Source organism: Achromobacter semiaridum (genome assembly GCF_053543755.1).
Genome location: NZ_JBLVOL010000018.1, coordinates 1 through 17,156, shown reverse-complemented (window position 1 = coordinate 17,156; position 17,156 = coordinate 1). Strand labels below are relative to the sequence as shown.

Annotated in this window: 17 protein-coding genes and 1 tRNA gene; 12 read left to right on the top strand and 6 right to left on the bottom strand. The window is 63.0% G+C overall.

Translation table 11 applies throughout. The features are described from left to right. Window positions 1-2: 2 nt before the first annotated feature. The 6 genes from ACNPP0_RS05405 (at window position 3) to ACNPP0_RS05380 (ending at window position 2,652) form a co-directional block, all read left to right on the top strand. Complete coding sequence (locus ACNPP0_RS05405; RefSeq protein WP_448705223.1) at window positions 3-488, top strand: hypothetical protein; 486 nt, start codon at window positions 3-5, stop codon at window positions 486-488. Then, entirely contained in the window at window positions 488-826 is a 339-nt protein-coding gene (locus ACNPP0_RS05400) for a hypothetical protein (RefSeq protein ID WP_448705222.1), read from the top strand. The genes ACNPP0_RS05405 and ACNPP0_RS05400 overlap by 1 nt, the downstream gene beginning before the upstream one ends. Continuing rightward, entirely contained in the window at window positions 823-990 is a 168-nt protein-coding gene (locus ACNPP0_RS05395; RefSeq protein WP_448705221.1) for a hypothetical protein, read from the top strand. Before ACNPP0_RS05400 ends, ACNPP0_RS05395 begins: the two co-directional genes overlap by 4 nt. Next, the gene (locus ACNPP0_RS05390; RefSeq protein WP_448705220.1) at window positions 990-1,325 is read left to right on the top strand and encodes a DUF4884 domain-containing protein; all 336 of its coding nucleotides are present in this window, start codon (window positions 990-992) and stop codon (window positions 1,323-1,325) included. Before ACNPP0_RS05395 ends, ACNPP0_RS05390 begins: the two co-directional genes overlap by 1 nt. Window positions 1,326-1,657: 332 nt before the next feature. Continuing rightward, window positions 1,658-2,413 carry a hypothetical protein gene (locus tag ACNPP0_RS05385; RefSeq protein ID WP_448705219.1) on the top strand — a complete coding sequence of 252 codons (756 nt, stop codon included), beginning with the start codon at window positions 1,658-1,660 and terminating at the stop codon, window positions 2,411-2,413. Then, the gene (locus ACNPP0_RS05380; RefSeq protein ID WP_104144457.1) at window positions 2,410-2,652 is read left to right on the top strand and encodes a helix-turn-helix domain-containing protein; all 243 of its coding nucleotides are present in this window, start codon (window positions 2,410-2,412) and stop codon (window positions 2,650-2,652) included. Before ACNPP0_RS05385 ends, ACNPP0_RS05380 begins: the two co-directional genes overlap by 4 nt. On the opposite strand, the gene ACNPP0_RS05375 is transcribed toward ACNPP0_RS05380, so the two are convergent. Next, window positions 2,626-3,609: a tyrosine-type recombinase/integrase gene (locus ACNPP0_RS05375; RefSeq protein ID WP_448705218.1), complete on the bottom strand. Its 984-nt coding sequence runs from the start codon at window positions 3,607-3,609 to the stop codon at window positions 2,626-2,628. The two genes, ACNPP0_RS05380 and ACNPP0_RS05375, sit on opposite strands and share 27 nt — an antisense overlap. Before the next feature lie 140 nt (window positions 3,610-3,749). Beyond that, window positions 3,750-3,836 (bottom strand) — tRNA-Leu (locus tag ACNPP0_RS05370). Window positions 3,837-3,883: 47 nt separating this feature from the next. Between ACNPP0_RS05370 and dapC the strand changes: the two genes are divergently transcribed. The 5 genes from dapC (at window position 3,884) to ACNPP0_RS05345 (ending at window position 9,991) form a co-directional block, all read left to right on the top strand. Continuing rightward, on the top strand, window positions 3,884-5,080 hold the full coding sequence (gene dapC, locus ACNPP0_RS05365) for a succinyldiaminopimelate transaminase (RefSeq protein WP_448705217.1): 1,197 nt from the start codon (window positions 3,884-3,886) through the stop codon (window positions 5,078-5,080). Between the two features lie 24 nt (window positions 5,081-5,104). Beyond that, window positions 5,105-5,926 carry a 2,3,4,5-tetrahydropyridine-2,6-dicarboxylate N-succinyltransferase gene (dapD, locus tag ACNPP0_RS05360; RefSeq protein ID WP_046804657.1) on the top strand — a complete coding sequence of 274 codons (822 nt, stop codon included), beginning with the start codon at window positions 5,105-5,107 and terminating at the stop codon, window positions 5,924-5,926. Further along, on the top strand, window positions 5,926-7,062 hold the full coding sequence (dapE, locus tag ACNPP0_RS05355; protein ID WP_448705216.1) for a succinyl-diaminopimelate desuccinylase: 1,137 nt from the start codon (window positions 5,926-5,928) through the stop codon (window positions 7,060-7,062). Before dapD ends, dapE begins: the two co-directional genes overlap by 1 nt. Window positions 7,063-7,163: 101 nt before the next feature. Then, window positions 7,164-8,060 carry a 50S ribosomal protein L3 N(5)-glutamine methyltransferase gene (prmB, locus tag ACNPP0_RS05350; RefSeq protein ID WP_332608661.1) on the top strand — a complete coding sequence of 299 codons (897 nt, stop codon included), beginning with the start codon at window positions 7,164-7,166 and terminating at the stop codon, window positions 8,058-8,060. After that, the gene (locus tag ACNPP0_RS05345; RefSeq protein WP_448705215.1) at window positions 8,057-9,991 is read left to right on the top strand and encodes an ABC-F family ATP-binding cassette domain-containing protein; all 1,935 of its coding nucleotides are present in this window, start codon (window positions 8,057-8,059) and stop codon (window positions 9,989-9,991) included. Before prmB ends, ACNPP0_RS05345 begins: the two co-directional genes overlap by 4 nt. A gap of 109 nt (window positions 9,992-10,100) precedes the next feature. Here the strand turns inward: ACNPP0_RS05345 and ACNPP0_RS05340 are convergent, their stop codons facing one another. The 3 genes from ACNPP0_RS05340 to ACNPP0_RS05330 are packed head-to-tail and all read right to left on the bottom strand — an operon-like array spanning window position 10,101 to window position 13,908. Next, entirely contained in the window at window positions 10,101-10,406 is a 306-nt protein-coding gene (locus ACNPP0_RS05340) for a chorismate mutase (RefSeq protein ID WP_046804661.1), read from the bottom strand. Window positions 10,407-10,408: 2 nt separating this feature from the next. Beyond that, window positions 10,409-12,703 (bottom strand): UvrD-helicase domain-containing protein, encoded by a 2,295-nt coding sequence (locus ACNPP0_RS05335; RefSeq protein ID WP_104144452.1) that lies wholly within the window; start codon window positions 12,701-12,703, stop codon window positions 10,409-10,411. Beyond that, window positions 12,700-13,908 (bottom strand): DesA family fatty acid desaturase, encoded by a 1,209-nt coding sequence (locus ACNPP0_RS05330; RefSeq protein ID WP_448705214.1) that lies wholly within the window; start codon window positions 13,906-13,908, stop codon window positions 12,700-12,702. The genes ACNPP0_RS05335 and ACNPP0_RS05330 overlap by 4 nt, the downstream gene beginning before the upstream one ends. A 359-nt stretch (window positions 13,909-14,267) precedes the next feature. On the opposite strand from ACNPP0_RS05330, the gene ACNPP0_RS05325 reads away from it, so the two are divergent. Further along, a complete protein-coding gene (locus ACNPP0_RS05325) occupies window positions 14,268-14,663 on the top strand; it encodes a hypothetical protein (RefSeq protein ID WP_332608665.1) in 396 nt (131 codons plus the stop codon). 106 nt (window positions 14,664-14,769) lie between these two features. On the opposite strand, the gene ACNPP0_RS05320 is transcribed toward ACNPP0_RS05325, so the two are convergent. Beyond that, window positions 14,770-16,245, bottom strand: coding sequence for an RsmB/NOP family class I SAM-dependent RNA methyltransferase (locus ACNPP0_RS05320; RefSeq protein ID WP_448705321.1), 1,476 nt, complete (start codon window positions 16,243-16,245; stop codon window positions 14,770-14,772). Window positions 16,246-17,156: the final 911 nt, after the last annotated feature.

Here is a 17,156-nt window from a genome sequence, read left to right as displayed (position 1 = left end):
AATTGGTCGATGCAGCTGTAAATGCGTGGTTCGCCGAAACCCCGCGCGCTGCGTTGATCCCCGACCCGCACGAACACTTCCGCGAACGAATGCGCGCCGCCCTTATTGCGGCGGGCTGGACGGCCACAGCCGCCGCCGCTGCGCGGGATGCGGCGCGTCAGCAACGCTTGATTGATGAACTGAGCAAGATCGTTCACAACATGGTCGTTGCCGACCAAGCTGCCTGGATCGAATGGCGGCACGGCAGGGGCGCAGAAGCGGCCATGCAGTGGATCGGCAATGGTCTGTTGGGGCCAGGCCACATCCCCGCAGAGGACGAGCCTTACAGCACCGAGGCCCAGGCATGGTACGACGCCCACCGCGCCGACGCCTTCCCTGCCTGCCAGTGCGGCCGGCCGTCAAACATCCTGCACATGGGCAGCGGCTACTGCTGCGACGAGCATTACCGCGCCGCCATTGCCCAGCAGTCCCAGCGGAAGGAGGCGTAATGAAGCGATTCATCCAGCAGCCCTACGTCGAGACCCGCGCCACCATAGAACTGTCTGAGGTCGAAATGCGCGCCTTGGAAGCCCTGATCGGCTATGGCGTCCAGCCGTTCTTGGACGTGTTCTACCAGCACATGGGCAAACACTACCTGCGGCCGCATGAGGCGGGTATCCGCTCCCTGTTCAAAACCATTGGCAGCGATATCCCTGATGTCCTGCGACGCGCTGATGCAGCACGCCAAGCGTTTGCCCTGGATGACCCGGTGATTCGTTCCAAGAAAGAGCATGACGAACTGATCGCGCGGTTGATCGCAAAGGCCACCACCGAGGAAAGGACATGACCAACTTTATCTGGCGCCTGCGTGCCGCACTCGCTTACCGCCGCATGGCCGCCCTGAACTTCCCCATGGCTTGGGGCTGCGCGGGCGCGCTGCTTGAAAACCGCGATTTCTTCGACGGCCCGGTAGACGCCGTGCGCGAAGACCTCACCTATTGGGGCGACTGATGATGCACCAGAAAAGCGACTTCATTTCTCGCCATCACGGCAGGGCCACCCTGCGCGCGCTGATATGCATCGTGTTGGCCGCAATGCTGACGGCCTGCCTAAAAGAGCCTGTCGCCGTGTCCGGCACTGACAACCAGGAAATCCCCGTTGCAGAGTTGTTCACGCACGAGGGAGTTACCGTCTACCGCTTCAGCGACGGAGGCCGTTGGGTCTACTTCACGAGCCAGTCCAGCGACGTGACTGCTCAACACACCGAAAGCTGCGGTAAGAGCTGCGTCCGTACTGAGACAGTGGAAACGAAAGGAGATGGCTGGATCGATCAGTTTAAGAGGTGAAGCATGGGCTCCCTATCACATATCACGCACCGACCTATTCAATTTGTCGATGTAAGCGCAAATCTCCCCTGCGGCATCCCGAATAGCTCGATCAGGGTCAACTGCGGCGGCCTGCAATCCACGATCAAAGCGCGCCCAAAGGCGCTTTGGCGTGTTTGGCCCCTGTCCGGTGAAGTCTACGTCCGCCAAATAAAGGGCTTGACCGCCACTTGTCGTGGGGTGCCGTACCTCGATTCGGACCCACATCCCGCAGTATTCAAATTCTTTGGTTGCGATAGGCATCGTGCTCTCCCTTGCGCCGAATCCTACCGCACCCCGACCGGAGTGTCAGCATGACCGACCAGAACAACGCCGACCGTGACCTCGGTTCCAGCAGCGGAGGCCGCGCCTACATCGCGGAATACTTCGCCACGCAGCTGCGCCGCCACGACTTCGCCCGGTACATCAACAGCACGCTCGCGGGGGACTTCGCCTGCGTCCTCGCGCAGCACCTGTCCAAGCTGCGCGCGGACGGCGGGCAGGCGGGCGCCCCAATGCTCCCGAGTGACGCGCCCGATGCGCTCCGCGATTTTAAGCTGACCGTGATTCAGGACGGGTTCCACAAAATCGGTAAGCCGATGATCCAGCAGCTTGCACAAGCGGGCGCGCTGGAATCGCTTGGATTCGGAAAGCACCGCGTGACCGAGTACGGGGAATGGCTCCTGTCCTCATCCAGCGTCGCCCTGGCAAGCGCCCCTGTAGCCGGGGAGGCGCAAAAGCCGATGGTGTTGCTGTTGGAAACCACTCCGGATGGTTATGCGCTGCACCGCTCGTTCGATTTTAATGAGCCGCCCACGGGCTTCCCGGGTCTGGTGCGCAAGACCCCCTTGTATGCCGCGCCCCAGGCCAGCCAGGCGGTGCGCATCCTGTTCCCCACCCATCTGCGCAAGATGTGGTCAGGCGGCGAGGTGCAGGCGTGGCTGGACAACCATCAGGGCATCACGCCGCCGACCGCCAGCGCTAAAGGAAGCCTGGAGCGCTACCGGGATTGGCGGGCCGAACAAGCCGAGGCAGATAAAGACGGCGTAAGAAGCGAGGGACATCAATGACACTCACACTTGAACAGCACGAACTTCAACAGATGCTGGTGGAAGCCGCAAGGATTGGCGCGAACTACGCAATTGAGGACATGGTGTGCTACCACCTGAAAGATGCCTGCACACGCCTTGGCGTCAGCTACAACACGCTGCAAAAGCGCATTCTCGAAGGGAAGATTCGCCCGGTGGACGGGCGTATTACCGGCGCGGAACTCCGTCGGTATCTAACCCAATCGCGCAGCAATGCTTGATGCGTGAGGGTTGTAGTAAACCATCGCCATCTTCGGATCGGTCCATCCAAACATTTTGCACAGGTCCAGCACGTCAATCCTCTTGGAAATCATCGTTGCTGCGGTGTGGCGGCTGTCGTGGAAGGTAAATCCTTCTACCTCCGCGCGCCCCCGGTACTTCCTAAACAGTGCGTCCAGCGAAGCCGACTTGACGCCGAACACCAGCTTGTCGTCCCACCCTTTCATTCTTTTCAGAATTGCGACCGCCCGCGTGGATAGAGGCACATCACGCGGGCGGTCGCTTTTTGTTTTTGGAAGGTGGACATGCTGATCGTAGACATGCTCCCAGGTCAGGCCGCAAAGCTCGCCGGCGCGCATACCAGTGCGAAGCGCCAGAAGGAAACAATGGGCGATGGCCTCGCCCATGCTCGCAACACGGGCGCGACGGTCATACCCCATAGCCCGGAGCATCTTTCGAATCTCCCAGATATGGATCGTCCTTTCGCGGTGCTTGCCTTTAAGTGGCTTTCTGATGCCCCTGCATGGATTCAGGTCCACCCACTCCCATTCAAGGCGCGCGGCCTCAAATACGGACGCCAACAGGCTCAATTCGCGCAGCACGGAAGAGGGGCCAACCTTTTTGCTCCGGGCGTCCCGGAATGCTGCAACGTGCTGGGGTGTAACCTTGGAAATCGGCAGATCCAAGGGCAGGAGGTAACTTTCAAATGCAGCCAGGCGGACCTGCTCCCACCGCTCACCCTTGCGAAGCGGGGAAATCTCATCGCTGTATTTTCGCAACGCCTCGCGCAACGTGTGCAGGTCGCCAGCGGGCTTTGTCGCCTTGTCGCGGAGTTCGGCCTCACGCCTAGCGCCCCATTCGACAGCTTCGCGCCGCGTGGGAAACACCTGGCTATCGCGTTGGCCCGATAATTTGACCTGGACCCGATACCCTTTTGCCGTCTTCTGGATGCTTGCCATGTGGGGCCTGAGATGGGGCCAGGATGGGGCCGGAGGCTGCGAATTCTTGCTTTTTAGCAGTCAACCGATCACCCACCCTTCCCGCTAAACCGTTGATTTTAAAGAGCCTGATTATAGGGATTCAACGGTTCTCAGATGTATGGTGCGAAGGAGGGGACTCGAACCCCTACACCTGTTACGGCGTCAGGACCTAAACCTGGTGCGTCTACCAATTTCGCCACCTTCGCTAAAGGTCAAGCCCGCTATTGTAGCTTGCTTGTTAAAATCTTGCGTCATGAATCCGCGCCTCGATGCTTTACACCCCTACCCGTTCGAAAAATTGCGTGCGTTGCTGGCTTCCGCCGCCGCGCAGCAGAACGGCCTGACGCCTATCAACTTGTCGATTGGCGAGCCCAAGCACGCCGCACCCGAGTGCGTGGCGCAGGCAATTCGCGGACAGATGGATGGGCTTTCCGTGTACCCGTCAACCAAGGGCGATCCGGCGCTGCGCCAGGCGATTTCCGCTTGGCTGGCGCGCCGTTACAGCATTCCCGCCCCTGACGCCGACACGCAGGTCCTGCCGGCGCTGGGTTCGCGCGAAGCCCTGTTCGCTTTTACCCAGACCGTGATTGACCCGTCCGCTGCGTCGGTTGTGATCTGCCCCAACCCGTTCTATCAGATTTACGAAGGTGCGACGCTGCTGGCCGGCGCCACGCCCTACTTCGTCAACGCCGACCCGTTGCGCAATTTTTCCAGCGACTGGAACCAGGTGCCGGATGCCGTGTGGAAGAAGACCCGGCTGGTGTTCGTGTGCTCGCCGGGCAACCCGGCCGGTAACGTCATGTCGCTGGACGAATGGGAAGTCCTCTTCAAGCTGTCCGACCGTTACGGCTTTGTGATTGCATCGGATGAATGCTATTCCGAGATTTATCTGGACGAAGGTGATGCGCCCCTGGGCAGCCTGCAGGCGGCGCGCCGCCTGGGCCGGGACGACTACCGCAATCTGGTGGCGTTTTCCAGCTTATCCAAGCGGTCCAACGTGCCGGGTTTGCGGTCGGGTTTTGTGGCGGGCGACGCCGCGCTGATCGGCCGCTTCCTGTTGTATCGCACGTATCATGGCAGTGCCATGAGCCCCCTGGTGTCGGCGGCCAGCATCGCGGCCTGGGCCGACGAGGCGCACGTGAAAGACAACCGCCGCCTGTATCGCGAAAAATTCGACGCCGTCGTCCCCATACTTGAAAACGTGCTGGATGTGTCACGCCCGAAAGCCTCTTTCTACCTATGGGCGGCCACGCCGGGCTCGGATACGGCGTTTGTGCGCGACCTTTATGGCCGTACCGGTGTTACCGTTCTGCCGGGCAGTTTCCTGGCGCGGGAAGCGCATGGCGTGAATCCCGGCCACGGCCGCATCCGTATTGCGTTGGTGGCGCCTTTGGCTGATTGCGTGCAAGCAGCCGAACGCATCGCCCATTTTGTACATACTTCTGTTTGATCAACCTTTAAAAGCTGAGCCGCTATGACTCTCGACCTGCAGACCACCATCGAAAAAGCCTGGGACGACCGGACCAACCTGACTCCCTCCGACGCCAGCGCCGAAGTGCGCGAAGCGGTGGAACACACCATCGACGGGCTGGATCTGGGCCGCCTGCGCGTGGCTGAGAAAATCAACGACGACTGGGTCGTGCACCAGTGGATCAAAAAGGCCGTGCTGCTGTCGTTCCGCCTGAACGAAAACGCCATCATGGGCCAGGCACCGCTGCAGTTCTACGACAAGGTGCCGCTCAAGTTTTCGGAATACGGCGACAACGCCTTCAAGCAAGGCGGCTACCGCGTGGTGCCGCCCGCCGTTGCCCGCCGTGGCGCGTTCATCGGCCGCAACGTCGTGCTGATGCCCTCCTACGTGAACATTGGTGCCTACGTTGACGAAGGCACCATGGTTGACACCTGGGCCACCGTCGGCTCGTGCGCGCAGATCGGCAAGAACGTGCACCTGTCGGGTGGCGTGGGCATCGGCGGCGTGCTGGAACCCCTGCAAGCCAACCCCACCATCATCGAAGACAACTGCTTCATCGGCGCCCGTTCGGAAGTCGTCGAAGGCGTGATCGTGGAAGAAAACTCGGTTTTGGCCATGGGCGTGTTCCTGTCGCAAAGCACCAAGATTTTTGATCGCGCTACGGGCAAGATCACCTACGGCCGCGTGCCGTCCGGATCCGTCGTGGTGCCGGGCTCGCTGCCGTCGGCGGACGGCTCGCACAGCCTGGCTTGCGCCGTCATCGTCAAGCGTGTCGACGCGCAAACGCGCGCCAAGACCAGCATCAATGATCTGCTGAGGGCGTAATGAGCACGTCAGCCGTACTGGATCTGGTCAAGGACCTGATCGCCCGCCCGTCGGTCACGCCGGCAGATGAAGACTGCCAGGCGGCGTTGGCCGCCCGGCTCGAGCGCATCGGCTTCACGTGCGAAACCATCGCACAGGGCGGCGTCACCAATCTGTGGGCCCGTCGCGGCAGCGCCGCGCCGTTGACCGTGTTCGCCGGTCACACCGATGTGGTGCCTCCGGGTCCGCGCGAAAAGTGGGATAGCGACCCTTTCGTGCCCACTGAACGCGACGGCTGGCTGTACGGCCGTGGGGCGGCCGACATGAAAAGCTCGATTGCTGCCTTTGTGGTGGCGGCCGAGGAATTCGTGGCGGCCCACCCGCAGCATGACGGTTCGATCGCGCTGCTGATCACGTCCGACGAAGAAGGCCCGTCCATCGACGGCACCGCCATCGTCTGCGACGCATTGAAGGCGCGCGGCGAAAAGCTGGATTACTGCATCGTCGGCGAACCGACCTCGGGCGACGTACTGGGCGACACTTGCAAGAATGGTCGCCGCGGCTCGCTGTCGGGCAAGTTGACGGTCAAGGGCATCCAGGGCCACGTCGCCTACCCGCATCTGGCGCGCAACCCCGTGCACCAGTTGTCGCCCGCGTTGGCCGAAATCGTCTCGATTGAATGGGACCAGGGCAACGAGTATTTTCCGCCCACGACGTTCCAGGTGTCGAATCTGAACTCCGGCACCGGCGCCACCAACGTAGTCCCCGGCGAAGCGGTTGCGCTGTTCAACTTCCGTTTCTCCACGGCCAGCACGCCCGAAAGCCTGAAGACGCGCGTGCACGCCGTGCTGGACAAGCACGGTCTGGAATACGAGCTGGACTGGGACTTGGGCGGCGAGCCCTTCCTGACCCCGCGCGGCTCGTTGACCGACGCGCTGGTGCAGGCAATTCGCAGCGAAACCGGCGTGACCGCCGAGCTGTCCACCACGGGTGGCACATCGGACGGGCGCTTCATCGCCAAGATCTGCCCGCAGGTGATCGAGTTCGGTCCTGGTAACGCCACGATCCACAAAGTGAATGAGCGCGTCGAAGTGGCTTCGCTGGAGCCGCTGAAGAATATCTATCGGCGGACGCTGGAAAATCTTCTGCTGAAATAAAAAGTCCCCGCGCTGCGCTCGCCGCGCAAGCGCTCTGCCCCCTTCCCAGGGGGCGCGTTTTTCCCGGTTCGGCATGCTGGACGGGGGATATAAGGCCTGTTATGTATCAATCCGCCCGCCAAGAATTGCTGACGCTGCGCGACCTTATCCGCTATGGCGTGTCGCGCCTGAATAGCGCCCAGGTGGCGCTGGGACACGGCAGCGATAACGCTTGGGACGAAGCCGTCTATCTGACGCTGCACGCCCTGCACCTGCCGCTGGACACGCTTGAACCGTTCCTGGACGCGCGCGTGGTCCGTGAAGAACGCGACCGCGTGCTGGACCTGCTGGAACGCCGCGTGACCGAGCGCGTGCCGGCGGCCTACCTGACCAACGAAGCCTGGCTACGCGGCCACCGCTTCTACGTGGACCAGCGCGTCATCGTGCCGCGTTCGCCCATTGCCGAACTGCTGGACGCGGGGCTGTCACCGTGGGTCCAGGACCCTTACGCCGTGGAAAATGTGCTGGACATGTGCACCGGGTCGGGTTGCCTGGCCATCCTGTCGGCCATGGCCTTCCCCAACGCCCACATTGACGCGGTGGACGTGTCGGCCGATGCGTTGGAAGTTGCCCGGCGCAACGTCGACGACTACGGCTTGGCCGACCGTCTGGACCTGCATGCCAGCAACCTCTTCGACAATCTGCCGGCTTGCCAGTACGACGTCATCATCTGCAATCCGCCTTATGTGAACAGCGGTTCGATGGACGTGCTGCCGCAGGAATACCGTCATGAGCCGCAGCTGGCCTTGGCTGGTGGCGACGACGGCATGGACCTGGTGCGGCGCATCCTGGCGTCGGCGCCACAGTACCTGGCACCTGAAGGCGTGATCGTGCTTGAGATCGGTCACGAGCGCGACTTCTTCGAAGCCGCCTTCCCGCAGCTGTCGCCCGTCTGGCTGGACACGGAAGAAGCGTCGGACCAGATCCTGCTGCTTACCCGAGAGCAACTCAGCCTGTGATACGCGCCACTGGATTAACCCTGCGCCGCGGCACGAAAGTGCTGTTGGACGGCGCTGAATTCGTCGTACACCCCGGCGAGCGCGTCGGCATCGTGGGCAAGAACGGCGCGGGCAAGTCCTCGCTGTTCGCGCTGCTGACCGGCGCGCTGGACCTGGACGCCGGCACCGTGAACCTGCCGGCGGGCTGGCGCATTGCCAGCGTCAAGCAAGAGTTGGACGCCGACGACCGCCCTGCCCGCGAATTTGTCATCGACGGCGACACGCATCTGCGCGAATTGCAGGCGCGCCGCGCCGAACTGACGGACGACCAAGGCACGCAAATCGCCGAAGTGGAAGCGGCGCTGATCGAAGCCGGCGCCTGGAGCGCCGCCTCGCGCGCCGAGCAGTTGCTGGCCGGCCTGGGCTTCAAGCCCAACGAATGGATGCTGCCGGTCGAAAGCTTCTCGGGCGGCTGGCGCATGCGCCTGGCACTGGCCAGCGCGCTGATGGCCCCTTCCGAATTGCTGCTGCTGGACGAACCCACCAACCACCTGGATTTGGACGCCATGCTGTGGCTGGAGAAATGGCTGGGGGCCTATCCGGGCACCGTCATGCTGATTTCCCACGACACGGAATTCCTGGACGCGGTGGCCAAGTCCATCCTGCATTTCGACCACGCCAAACTGGTGCGGTATCGCGGTGGCTACGGTGATTTCCTGACGCAACGCGCCGAGCGCCTGCGCCAGACAAACATCGCCTACGAACGCCAGACGCGCGAGACGGCCCGCCTGCAAGGCTTTATAGACCGCTTCAAGGCCAAGGCCTCCAAGGCCAAGCAGGCGCAAAGCCGCGTCAAGGCGCTGGCCCGCATGCAGGTGCTGGCGCCGCTGCATGCCGAAGCTGGCATCGACATCCGCATCCCCTCGCCCGATCAGGTGCCGGACCCGCTGTTGACGCTGGAACACCTGTCGGCCGGGTATACGGACGCGGCAGGCAACGCCATTCCGATTCTGCGCGATGTGACCTTGATGGTGCGCGCGGGCAGCCGTGTCGGCGTGCTAGGCGCCAACGGCGCCGGCAAAAGTACCCTGATCAAGACGCTGGCTGAAGAGATCCCCGTGCAAGCCGGCGAACGGCGCGCGTCCCGTGGCTTGGCGATTGGCTACTTTCATCAGCACCAGCTGGATATGCTGGACGTGGACAGCACCCCCATCGCCCATCTGGCGCGGCTGGCGCCGGAAACGCGCGAACAAGAGCTACGCAATTACCTGGGCGGCTTCGGGTTTTCCGGCGACACCGTCACCAGCAAAGTCGGCCCGATGTCAGGCGGGGAAAAGGCGCGCCTGGCGCTGTCCTTGATCGTCTGGCAAAAGCCCAATCTGCTGCTGCTTGACGAACCCAGCAACCACTTGGATGTCGAAACGCGCGAAGCCCTTGCGGCCGCACTTGCCGACTTCGGCGGCAGCATGCTGCTGGTGTCGCACGACCGGCATCTGCTGCGCACCACCGTGGACAGCTTCTGGATCGTCGCGGACGGCGCCGTAAGTGAATTTGATGGCGACCTGGAGGACTACCGCGACTGGCTGGCTGCCCGCAACGCCGGCGAACGCGCCGAAGCCGCGCGCGAAAATGCCGAGGGCGGCGAACCCGTCGTGGACCGCAAGGCGCAACGCCGCGCTGAAGCCGAACAACGCCAACGCCTATCCGCGCTGCGCAAACCGCTGGAGTCAAAGTTGGCCAAGGTCGAGGCCGAGATGGAAAAACTGCGCGTCAAATTGCACGCGCTGGACGCCGTCATTGCCGACGCAGATTTGTATTCGGACGCCCGCCGCGCCGAACGCCAGAAGGTCATGGCCGAGCACGGCGAACACGGCAAGCGCATGGACGAACTGGAAGAACAATGGCTGGAAATCCAGGGGTCCCTGGAAGAGATCGATCAAAGCGAGGCATGACCGCAGGGCTGCAACGGCTGCAAAGCCCGCGACAGCGGCACAGTCCAAACTGCCCAAACCGCTGAGATCAAGGATGGAAAACGGGGGCCGACTGGCCCCCGTTTTATCACTACGAGTACGGACGTTCGCGCAAGCGGGTGTGGTGATCGATCACGGTGTCGATCACCTCGCGCAGGATGGTCTCGGCCAACGCGGGCGGCACGCCGGCCTCTTCCGCCAAGCGACGAATGCGTTCGACTTGTTGGCTTTCCCGTTGCGGGTCCACCAGGTCCATTCCGTGATTGGTTTTCAATTCACCAATCATGTCCGTGCAGCGAAACCGCACGCCCAACAGCAGCATGATCTGCTGGTCGATTTCATCGACCTCGGCGCGCAGGGACGCCAGCTCGGCTTTCGGAGACTCGTTGTTGGCCATGTTTAACCCTGAACAATATCAAGCTTCGCGATACCCAGCGCCAAGGTCTTGGCGCCCACGTCGCGAAACTGGATTTCCGCCTGGGCGTCCTGTCCAGCGCCGCTCAAGCCAATAATCGTGCCATCGCCAAACCGCGCGTGATGCACGCCCTGACCCACACGATACTGCTTGTCGCCCACCGTGACACCGCTTGCGATGCCCCGAGGTTGACGCGGCGCAATGGTATTGGTGGCTTTGCGGCCGAAGGCATCGCCCCGATTGCCGCCGCCCCAGCCGGCGCCCGTGCTGCTGACCGGCGCCAAGCCGGCCTTGGGCGACAACCACTTCAGATGCTCTTCGGGAATCTCGTCCAGAAAGCGTGAACGCATCGCGTAGCGCGTCTGGCCATGCAGCATCCGGCTTTGCGCCAGGCTGATGTACAAACGCTGCCGTGCACGCGTGATCGCCACGTACATCAGGCGCCGCTCTTCTTCCAGCCCGGACTGCTCAAGAATGCTGTTCTCGTGCGGGAACAGGCCTTCTTCAAGGCCGGTGATGAAGACGGCGTCAAACTCCAGTCCCTTGGCGGCGTGCACCGTCATGAGCTGGACGGCGTCCTGGCCTTGTTGGGCCTGGTTATCGCCGGCCTCAAGCGCGGCGTGCGACAGGAACGCCGCCAACGGCGTCAGGCCGTCAGAGGCCACGATGGGCGCATCGACCACGCCGGGCATCAGCGTGGACGACGTGGCCTGGTCGGGCACCACGCCGGCAGGCATGCCGTCGTAATTTTCTTCTGACGCGAACACGGCTGCCGCCGTGATCAATTCGTTCAAGTTTTCAAGCCGCTCGGCGCCTTCGCGCTCTGCCTTGTAGTGGGCGTTCAGACCACTGGTTTCGAGCATGTGCTCGACCATTTCGGGCAGCGGCAGATCGCGCGTTTCTTCGATCAGGCGATGGATCAGCTGGGCGAACTGCGCCAGGTTGGAACCGCCCTTGCCGGCGACCAGGGCCACCGCGCCGTACAGGCTGGTGTCGTGCGCGCGGGCCGCATCGGCCAGTTGCTCGAGCGTGCGCGCGCCGATGCCGCGCGTCGGGAAATTGACGACCCGCATCCACGACGTGTCGTCATGCGGATTGGCCATCAGGCGCAAGTACGCCAGCGCGTGCTTGATTTCCTGGCGTTCAAAGAAGCGCAGGCCGCCGTAGACCTTGTACGGAATACCGGCCGAGAAGATGGCGTGCTCGATCACGCGCGACTGGGCGTTGCTGCGATACAGCACGGCGATCTCGCGGCGCAGGCTGCCGTCGTGGATCAGCGAACGGATTTCGTCCACGATCCATTGGGCTTCCATGCCGTCGGACGGCTGTTCGATGACGCGCACCGGTTCACCTTCGCCCTGATCCGTCCAAAGATTCTTGCCCAGGCGGCCGCTGTTGTGACCGATGAGCGCATTGGCGGAATCCAGGATATGCCCGAACGAGCGGTAATTCTGCTCAAGGCGTATGACGGTGCCGTGCGCGTAGTCGCGCTCGAAGTCGGACATATTGCCGACGTTCGCGCCCCGGAACGCATAGATGGATTGGTCGTCGTCGCCCACGGCAAAAATGGCCGCGCCACCGCCGGCCAGCAGGCGCAGCCACTTGTATTGCAGCGTGTTGGTGTCTTGGAACTCGTCGACCAAAATATGGCGGAAGCGGCGCTGGTAGTGCTCGCGTACCGGGGCATTGCGCGACAGCAGTTCGTAGGCGCGCAGCAGCAGCTCAGCGAAATCGACCACGCCTTCGCGTTGACACTGGGCTTCGTACAGCTGATAGATTTCGATCAGGCGGCGGCGATGGGCGTCATAGGCCTCGACGTCTTGCGGACGAAGGCCTTCTTCCTTGGCGCCGTTGATAAAGCGCTGCACATCCCGGGGCGGGTACTTTTCGTCGTCGACGCCATTGGCCTTCATCAGGCGCTTGATGGCGGCAAGCTGATCCGTCACATCCAGAATCTGGAAGCTTTGCGGCAAGCCGGCGTCGCGGTGGTGCGCACGCAGCATGCGGTTGCAAAGGCCGTGAAAGGTGCCGATCCACAAGCCGCGCGTATCGATCGGCAAGATTGCCGACATACGCGCCAGCATTTCGCGCGCGGCCTTATTGGTGAACGTGACCGCCAGAAGCCCAAAAGGCGAAGCCTGGCCGGTTTGAATCAGCCAGGCCATGCGGGTAGTCAGTACCCGGGTCTTGCCGCTGCCCGCCCCGGCCAAGACCAGGGCGTGCTGCGGTTCTAACGTTACTGCGGCGCGTTGTTCAGGGTTGAGCTTCTCTAGCATCATGCCGCGTAGCGGCGCAGATGTTGAGCGAATTGCTCGAGCCCGGCGATGCCGCTTTGCTGGGCGCGCTGGCACCAGGCCTGCAGGTCATGAAGAAGCTGTTCGCTGCTGGCGCTGGAGCTTTCCCAGATGCGGCCGAGGTCACGACGCATCTGCACCAGAGTCGACAACGACTTGTTTTTGGCAATGGCGTTATCCACGGCGGCAAGCTGTTCAGGCTGGAGGATTTCCTCGTTGCGGTGGATGGCACGACGCACCTGACGCAACTTGGTGTAGTCGCAATCTGCGTTGCCTTCCTGGCGCGAGGCCTTCAGCTTGTTCATCTCTTCGCGAGCGGCGCTCTTGATCACGTCCGCGTAGCGGGCCATGACTTCGTAGCGGTGGGTGATCACGCCTTGCAACGTGCGCAGGTCGATGCCGGTACGGCTGTCATCCAGCTTGAGCTTGGGTGCAACCTTTTTGATCTTGGCCAGGCCGAAGAACTTCAGGATGTTGATGTAGCACCAGCCGATGTCGAATTCGTACCACTTGGCCGAGAACTTGGCCGACGTGCCGTGAGCGTGGTGGTTGTTGTGCAGCTCTTCGCCGCCAATCACGATGCCCCACGGGAACACGTTGGTGCTGGTGTCCGGGCTGTTGTAGTTGCGGTAGCCCCAATAGTGGCCGATACCGTTGACGACGCCGGCTGCCCAGAAGGGAATCCAGGCCATCTGAACCGCCCACACCGTCACGCCGACCGCGCCGAACAGGGCGACGTCGATGGCGAGCATGGACAACACGCCCCACAAGCTGTGCTTGCTGTAGACGTTGCGTTCGAGCCAGTCGTCAGGCGTACCGTGGCCGAATTTGGCCATGGTTTCCTTGTTGTTCGATTCTTCGCGATACAGCTCCGCGCCGCGGAACAGCACCTTCCAGATGCCGAACAGCATGGGCGAGTGAGGATCGCCTTCCTTTTCGCACTTGGCGTGGTGCTTGCGGTGAATGGCAACCCATTCCTTGGTGACCATACCGGTCGTCATCCAGAGCCAGAAGCGGAAGAAATGCATGACGGCAGGATGGAGATCCAGACCGCGGTGCGCTTGGCTGCGATGGAGAAAGACGGTGACCGCAACAATCGTGATGTGCGTCACGACCAAGGTGAATACGACGATCTGCCACCAAGAGGCTTGGGTCAGACCACCGGCAATGAAGGAGAGGATGTAATCCATAAAGCTGTTATGAGCCTCGCTTGTTAAGTGCCTGAAGTTTAGCTTACCTTTGCCGACTTATGACAAGGTAGTTTCAAAATAGTTTTTGAGCGAAATCAAGGACTAAGCCCCGATTTCTGCGCACAAAAAACCTCACTCGCGACCGCTTCAGGCAGATCGCGAGGCCAGTCCAGCGCGTAGACGGCGCTTTGGGCCGGCTACCCCTTCTATGTGGGGGGTATTCGCCAAGACACCAGGTTTTGGCTACATTCCGGTACTAAAGTTCCTGTCAGCAAACGGCGTGCCCCCCGACGAGGCGCCATGCAAGCCCCCGTCTGTTGCGCTTGATGGGATTCAAAACTGTCTCTTTTGCCCCACTCATGCTGTCCAGAAAAACCTGTCCCTTATTGTTTTCGACCCTGGCGGTGACGGTGCTGGCCGTCCACGCACCCGCGCTGGCGCAGAACTTGAAGTCCGGCGATGTGACCGTGCTGGCGTCGTATTACGAGATACGGGGATCCGACTGCCTGGCGCTGCGGGCGCCCCGAGTGGTGATTACGCAAAACCCGACGCTGGGCAAGGCCAGCATCGTGCAGACGCGGGGCCAGTCCAGTGACAGCGGCCGGTGCGCTTACAAGGCCGTGCCGGTGTCGCAGGTGGTGTACGCCGCGGATCAGCCGGGTGCCGACACACTGGCCTGGGAAGTGAAATACCAGAACAAGACGCTGGGCACGCGGCGCTATAGCGCCACCGTGGGCGTCGCCCCCGCCCGGTAAGCTGGGCTCGGTAAGCTGGGCCCGGCAAGCTGGGCCCGGCAAGCGGGAAGCGATCCGAAGATCGCAAGACCCGCCTACCAACCGGTGTAGCCGATTGACCGGAGCGTCAGGCGGGTTTGTCCTGCTTACCCGTGTCAGTGACCGGCTCGGATACCGCCTCAGATGCTGCCGGCTCAGGAATCAACTCGGCATCGTCCCCAACCTCTGAATCATCGGCTGCCGTCGCGGTCGCCGTTTCAGGTACCCGATCCGATTGCTCGTCAAGGGCGCCGTCTTCCAGCAGATCGGCGTCGACGGCTTCGGCAGCCACATCCGCCCCCGCAATCGCCTCCGCATCCGCGACCGTATCGGTCGCCGCGCCCTTCTTTTTGCGCTCGAACACCGCCGCGAAGAAGCCGTCCGTGCCGTGCACGTCAGGACGCAGTTGCAGATACGGGCCTTCAAGCTTCAGGCTTTCGCATCGCGAAGCCAGAATCTCGGCCGCGTCCACGCGTTCAAAGTCGGGATGGCTGGCCAGGAAGCGCTCGGCCTGCACTCCGTTTTCCTCTGCCAGCAGGCTGCACGTGGCGTAGACCAGACGTCCGCCCGGCGCCACGCATCGCGCAGCGCTGTTCAGGATGCGTTCCTGCAGCTGGCCCAGTTCGGCCAGCGCCTGCGGGTGCTGGCGCCACTTCAGGTCGGGATTGCGGCGCAAGGTGCCAATACCGCTGCACGGTGCGTCCACCAGCACGCGCTGCGCCTTGCCGGCCAGGCGCTTCACGCGGGCGTCGTTCTCGCTGTCGATCACAACAGGCACCACGTTCGACAGACCGCTGCGCGCAAAGCGCGGCTTGGCACGGGCCAGGCGCGCGGCCGACACGTCAAACGCGTAGAGGCGGCCGGTAGAGCGCATCAGCGCGCCCAGCAGCAGCGTCTTGCCGCCGGCGCCGGCGCAAAAATCGATGATCATTTCGCCACGGCGCGGCGCGACCAATAGGGCAAGCAGCTGGCTGCCTTCGTCCTGGACTTCGATGCTGCCATTTTCAAATTGCGGCCAGCGATTGATCGCCGGACGCCCTTCCATGCGGATGCCCCACGGCGAAAACGGCATGGCGACGGGCTCGTAGCGGCCTGCACTTTGTTGCAGCTCCGCCAGCATGGCATCGCGTTCGACCTTAAGGGGGTTGACGCGCAGATCCAGGCTGGCCTGGCGGTTCAGCGCTTCGACCAGCGTGTCCGGGCTGTCCATCAGCGCCAGGCGCTCGTCGAGCCAATCAGGGATGCTTCCCCGCACGGCGCGCGGCAAGGTGGACAAATCGATCTGCGACACACGCTTGAGCCATTCGGCTTCGGCGGCGTCCAGGCCCTCTTCCAGCGCTTCGGCGCCCAGGGTGGCGTTCAGGCCAAGAATGGCCAGGCGACGCGACGCGGGGCCCACGCCGCTTTCGCCGAATTGGCGGTAGCGGCGCAGGTGTCGCAGCACGTCGTAGACGGCTTCGGCGACCTCGGAGCGATCGCGCGCGCCCAGGTTCGGGTGGTGGCGCAGCCAGTGCGACAGCGCGGCGTCGGCCGGATAGGTCCATTGCAGGATTTCGCCCAGCACGCGCTGGACCTGGTCGATGCGGATGGCCGCATACGATTGGCGCGGACGGTTGAACTGCGGCTTTTGCGACGTCTGGTCGCGATTGCCCTGCCCGGCTTCACCACCGCGCGACCCGGCATACTGGCCGCGTTCGCCCCGTTCGCCGCGTTCGCCGCGATCATCGCCACGGGGGCCGTCGTACGACGAGCGCGGCTGACCTTCGTGGCGCTCGGCGCCATACGAACCACGCTCGCCGCCACGGTGCTCACCACGGCTTTCTCCGCGCGGGCCGTTGCCGTAGGACGGGCGGGAATCCGGGCGGCCCTGGCCTTGCCCATGTTCACCACGACGTTCCGAACCATAGGAAGCACGTTCGCCGCCACGATTCTCGCCACGCGGGCCGTTGCCGTAGGACGGACGGGAATCCGGGCGGCCTTGGCCTTGCCCGTGTTCACCACGACGTTCCGAACCATAGGAAGCACGTTCGCCGCCACGATTCTCGCCGCGCGGGCCGTTGCCATAGGACGGACGCGAATCCGCGCGGCCTTGGCCTTGCCCGTGTTCACCACGACGTTCCGAACCATAGGAAGCACGCTCGCCGCCACGATTCTCGCCACGCGGGCCGTTGCCGTAGGACGGACGCGAATCCGGGCGGCCTTGGCCTTGCCCGTGTTCACCACGACGTTCCGAACCATAGGAAGCACGTTCGCCGCCACGATTCTCGCCGCGCGGGCCGTTGCCATAGGACGGACGCGAATCCGGGCGGCCTTGGCCTTGTCCCTGGCCGCCACGGCGCTCCGCGCCATAGGAACCGCGCTCACCGCCCCGGTTTTCGCCGCGCGGAGCGTCGTAAGACGGGCGGGGGGCCGGGCGACCCTGGCCCTGCCCTTCCCGGCGGTCGCCCCCGAACGAGCCGCGATCGCCACGCTCGC

Coding starts and splice junctions, on each gene's coding strand:
- ACNPP0_RS05325 (WP_332608665.1), top strand. CDS start 14,268: ATGCTGTCCAGAAAAACCTGTCCCTTATTGTTTTCGACCCTGGCGGTG.
- ACNPP0_RS05335 (WP_104144452.1), bottom strand. CDS start 12,703: ATGATGCTAGAGAAGCTCAACCCTGAACAACGCGCCGCAGTAACGTTA.
- ACNPP0_RS05385 (WP_448705219.1), top strand. CDS start 1,658: ATGACCGACCAGAACAACGCCGACCGTGACCTCGGTTCCAGCAGCGGA.
- dapD (WP_046804657.1), top strand. CDS start 5,105: ATGACTCTCGACCTGCAGACCACCATCGAAAAAGCCTGGGACGACCGG.
- ACNPP0_RS05400 (WP_448705222.1), top strand. CDS start 488: ATGAAGCGATTCATCCAGCAGCCCTACGTCGAGACCCGCGCCACCATA.
- ACNPP0_RS05330 (WP_448705214.1), bottom strand. CDS start 13,908: ATGGATTACATCCTCTCCTTCATTGCCGGTGGTCTGACCCAAGCCTCT.
- ACNPP0_RS05395 (WP_448705221.1), top strand. CDS start 823: ATGACCAACTTTATCTGGCGCCTGCGTGCCGCACTCGCTTACCGCCGC.
- ACNPP0_RS05340 (WP_046804661.1), bottom strand. CDS start 10,406: ATGGCCAACAACGAGTCTCCGAAAGCCGAGCTGGCGTCCCTGCGCGCC.
- ACNPP0_RS05375 (WP_448705218.1), bottom strand. CDS start 3,609: ATGGCAAGCATCCAGAAGACGGCAAAAGGGTATCGGGTCCAGGTCAAA.
- dapE (WP_448705216.1), top strand. CDS start 5,926: ATGAGCACGTCAGCCGTACTGGATCTGGTCAAGGACCTGATCGCCCGC.
- ACNPP0_RS05380 (WP_104144457.1), top strand. CDS start 2,410: ATGACACTCACACTTGAACAGCACGAACTTCAACAGATGCTGGTGGAA.
- prmB (WP_332608661.1), top strand. CDS start 7,164: ATGTATCAATCCGCCCGCCAAGAATTGCTGACGCTGCGCGACCTTATC.
- ACNPP0_RS05390 (WP_448705220.1), top strand. CDS start 990: ATGATGCACCAGAAAAGCGACTTCATTTCTCGCCATCACGGCAGGGCC.
- dapC (WP_448705217.1), top strand. CDS start 3,884: ATGAATCCGCGCCTCGATGCTTTACACCCCTACCCGTTCGAAAAATTG.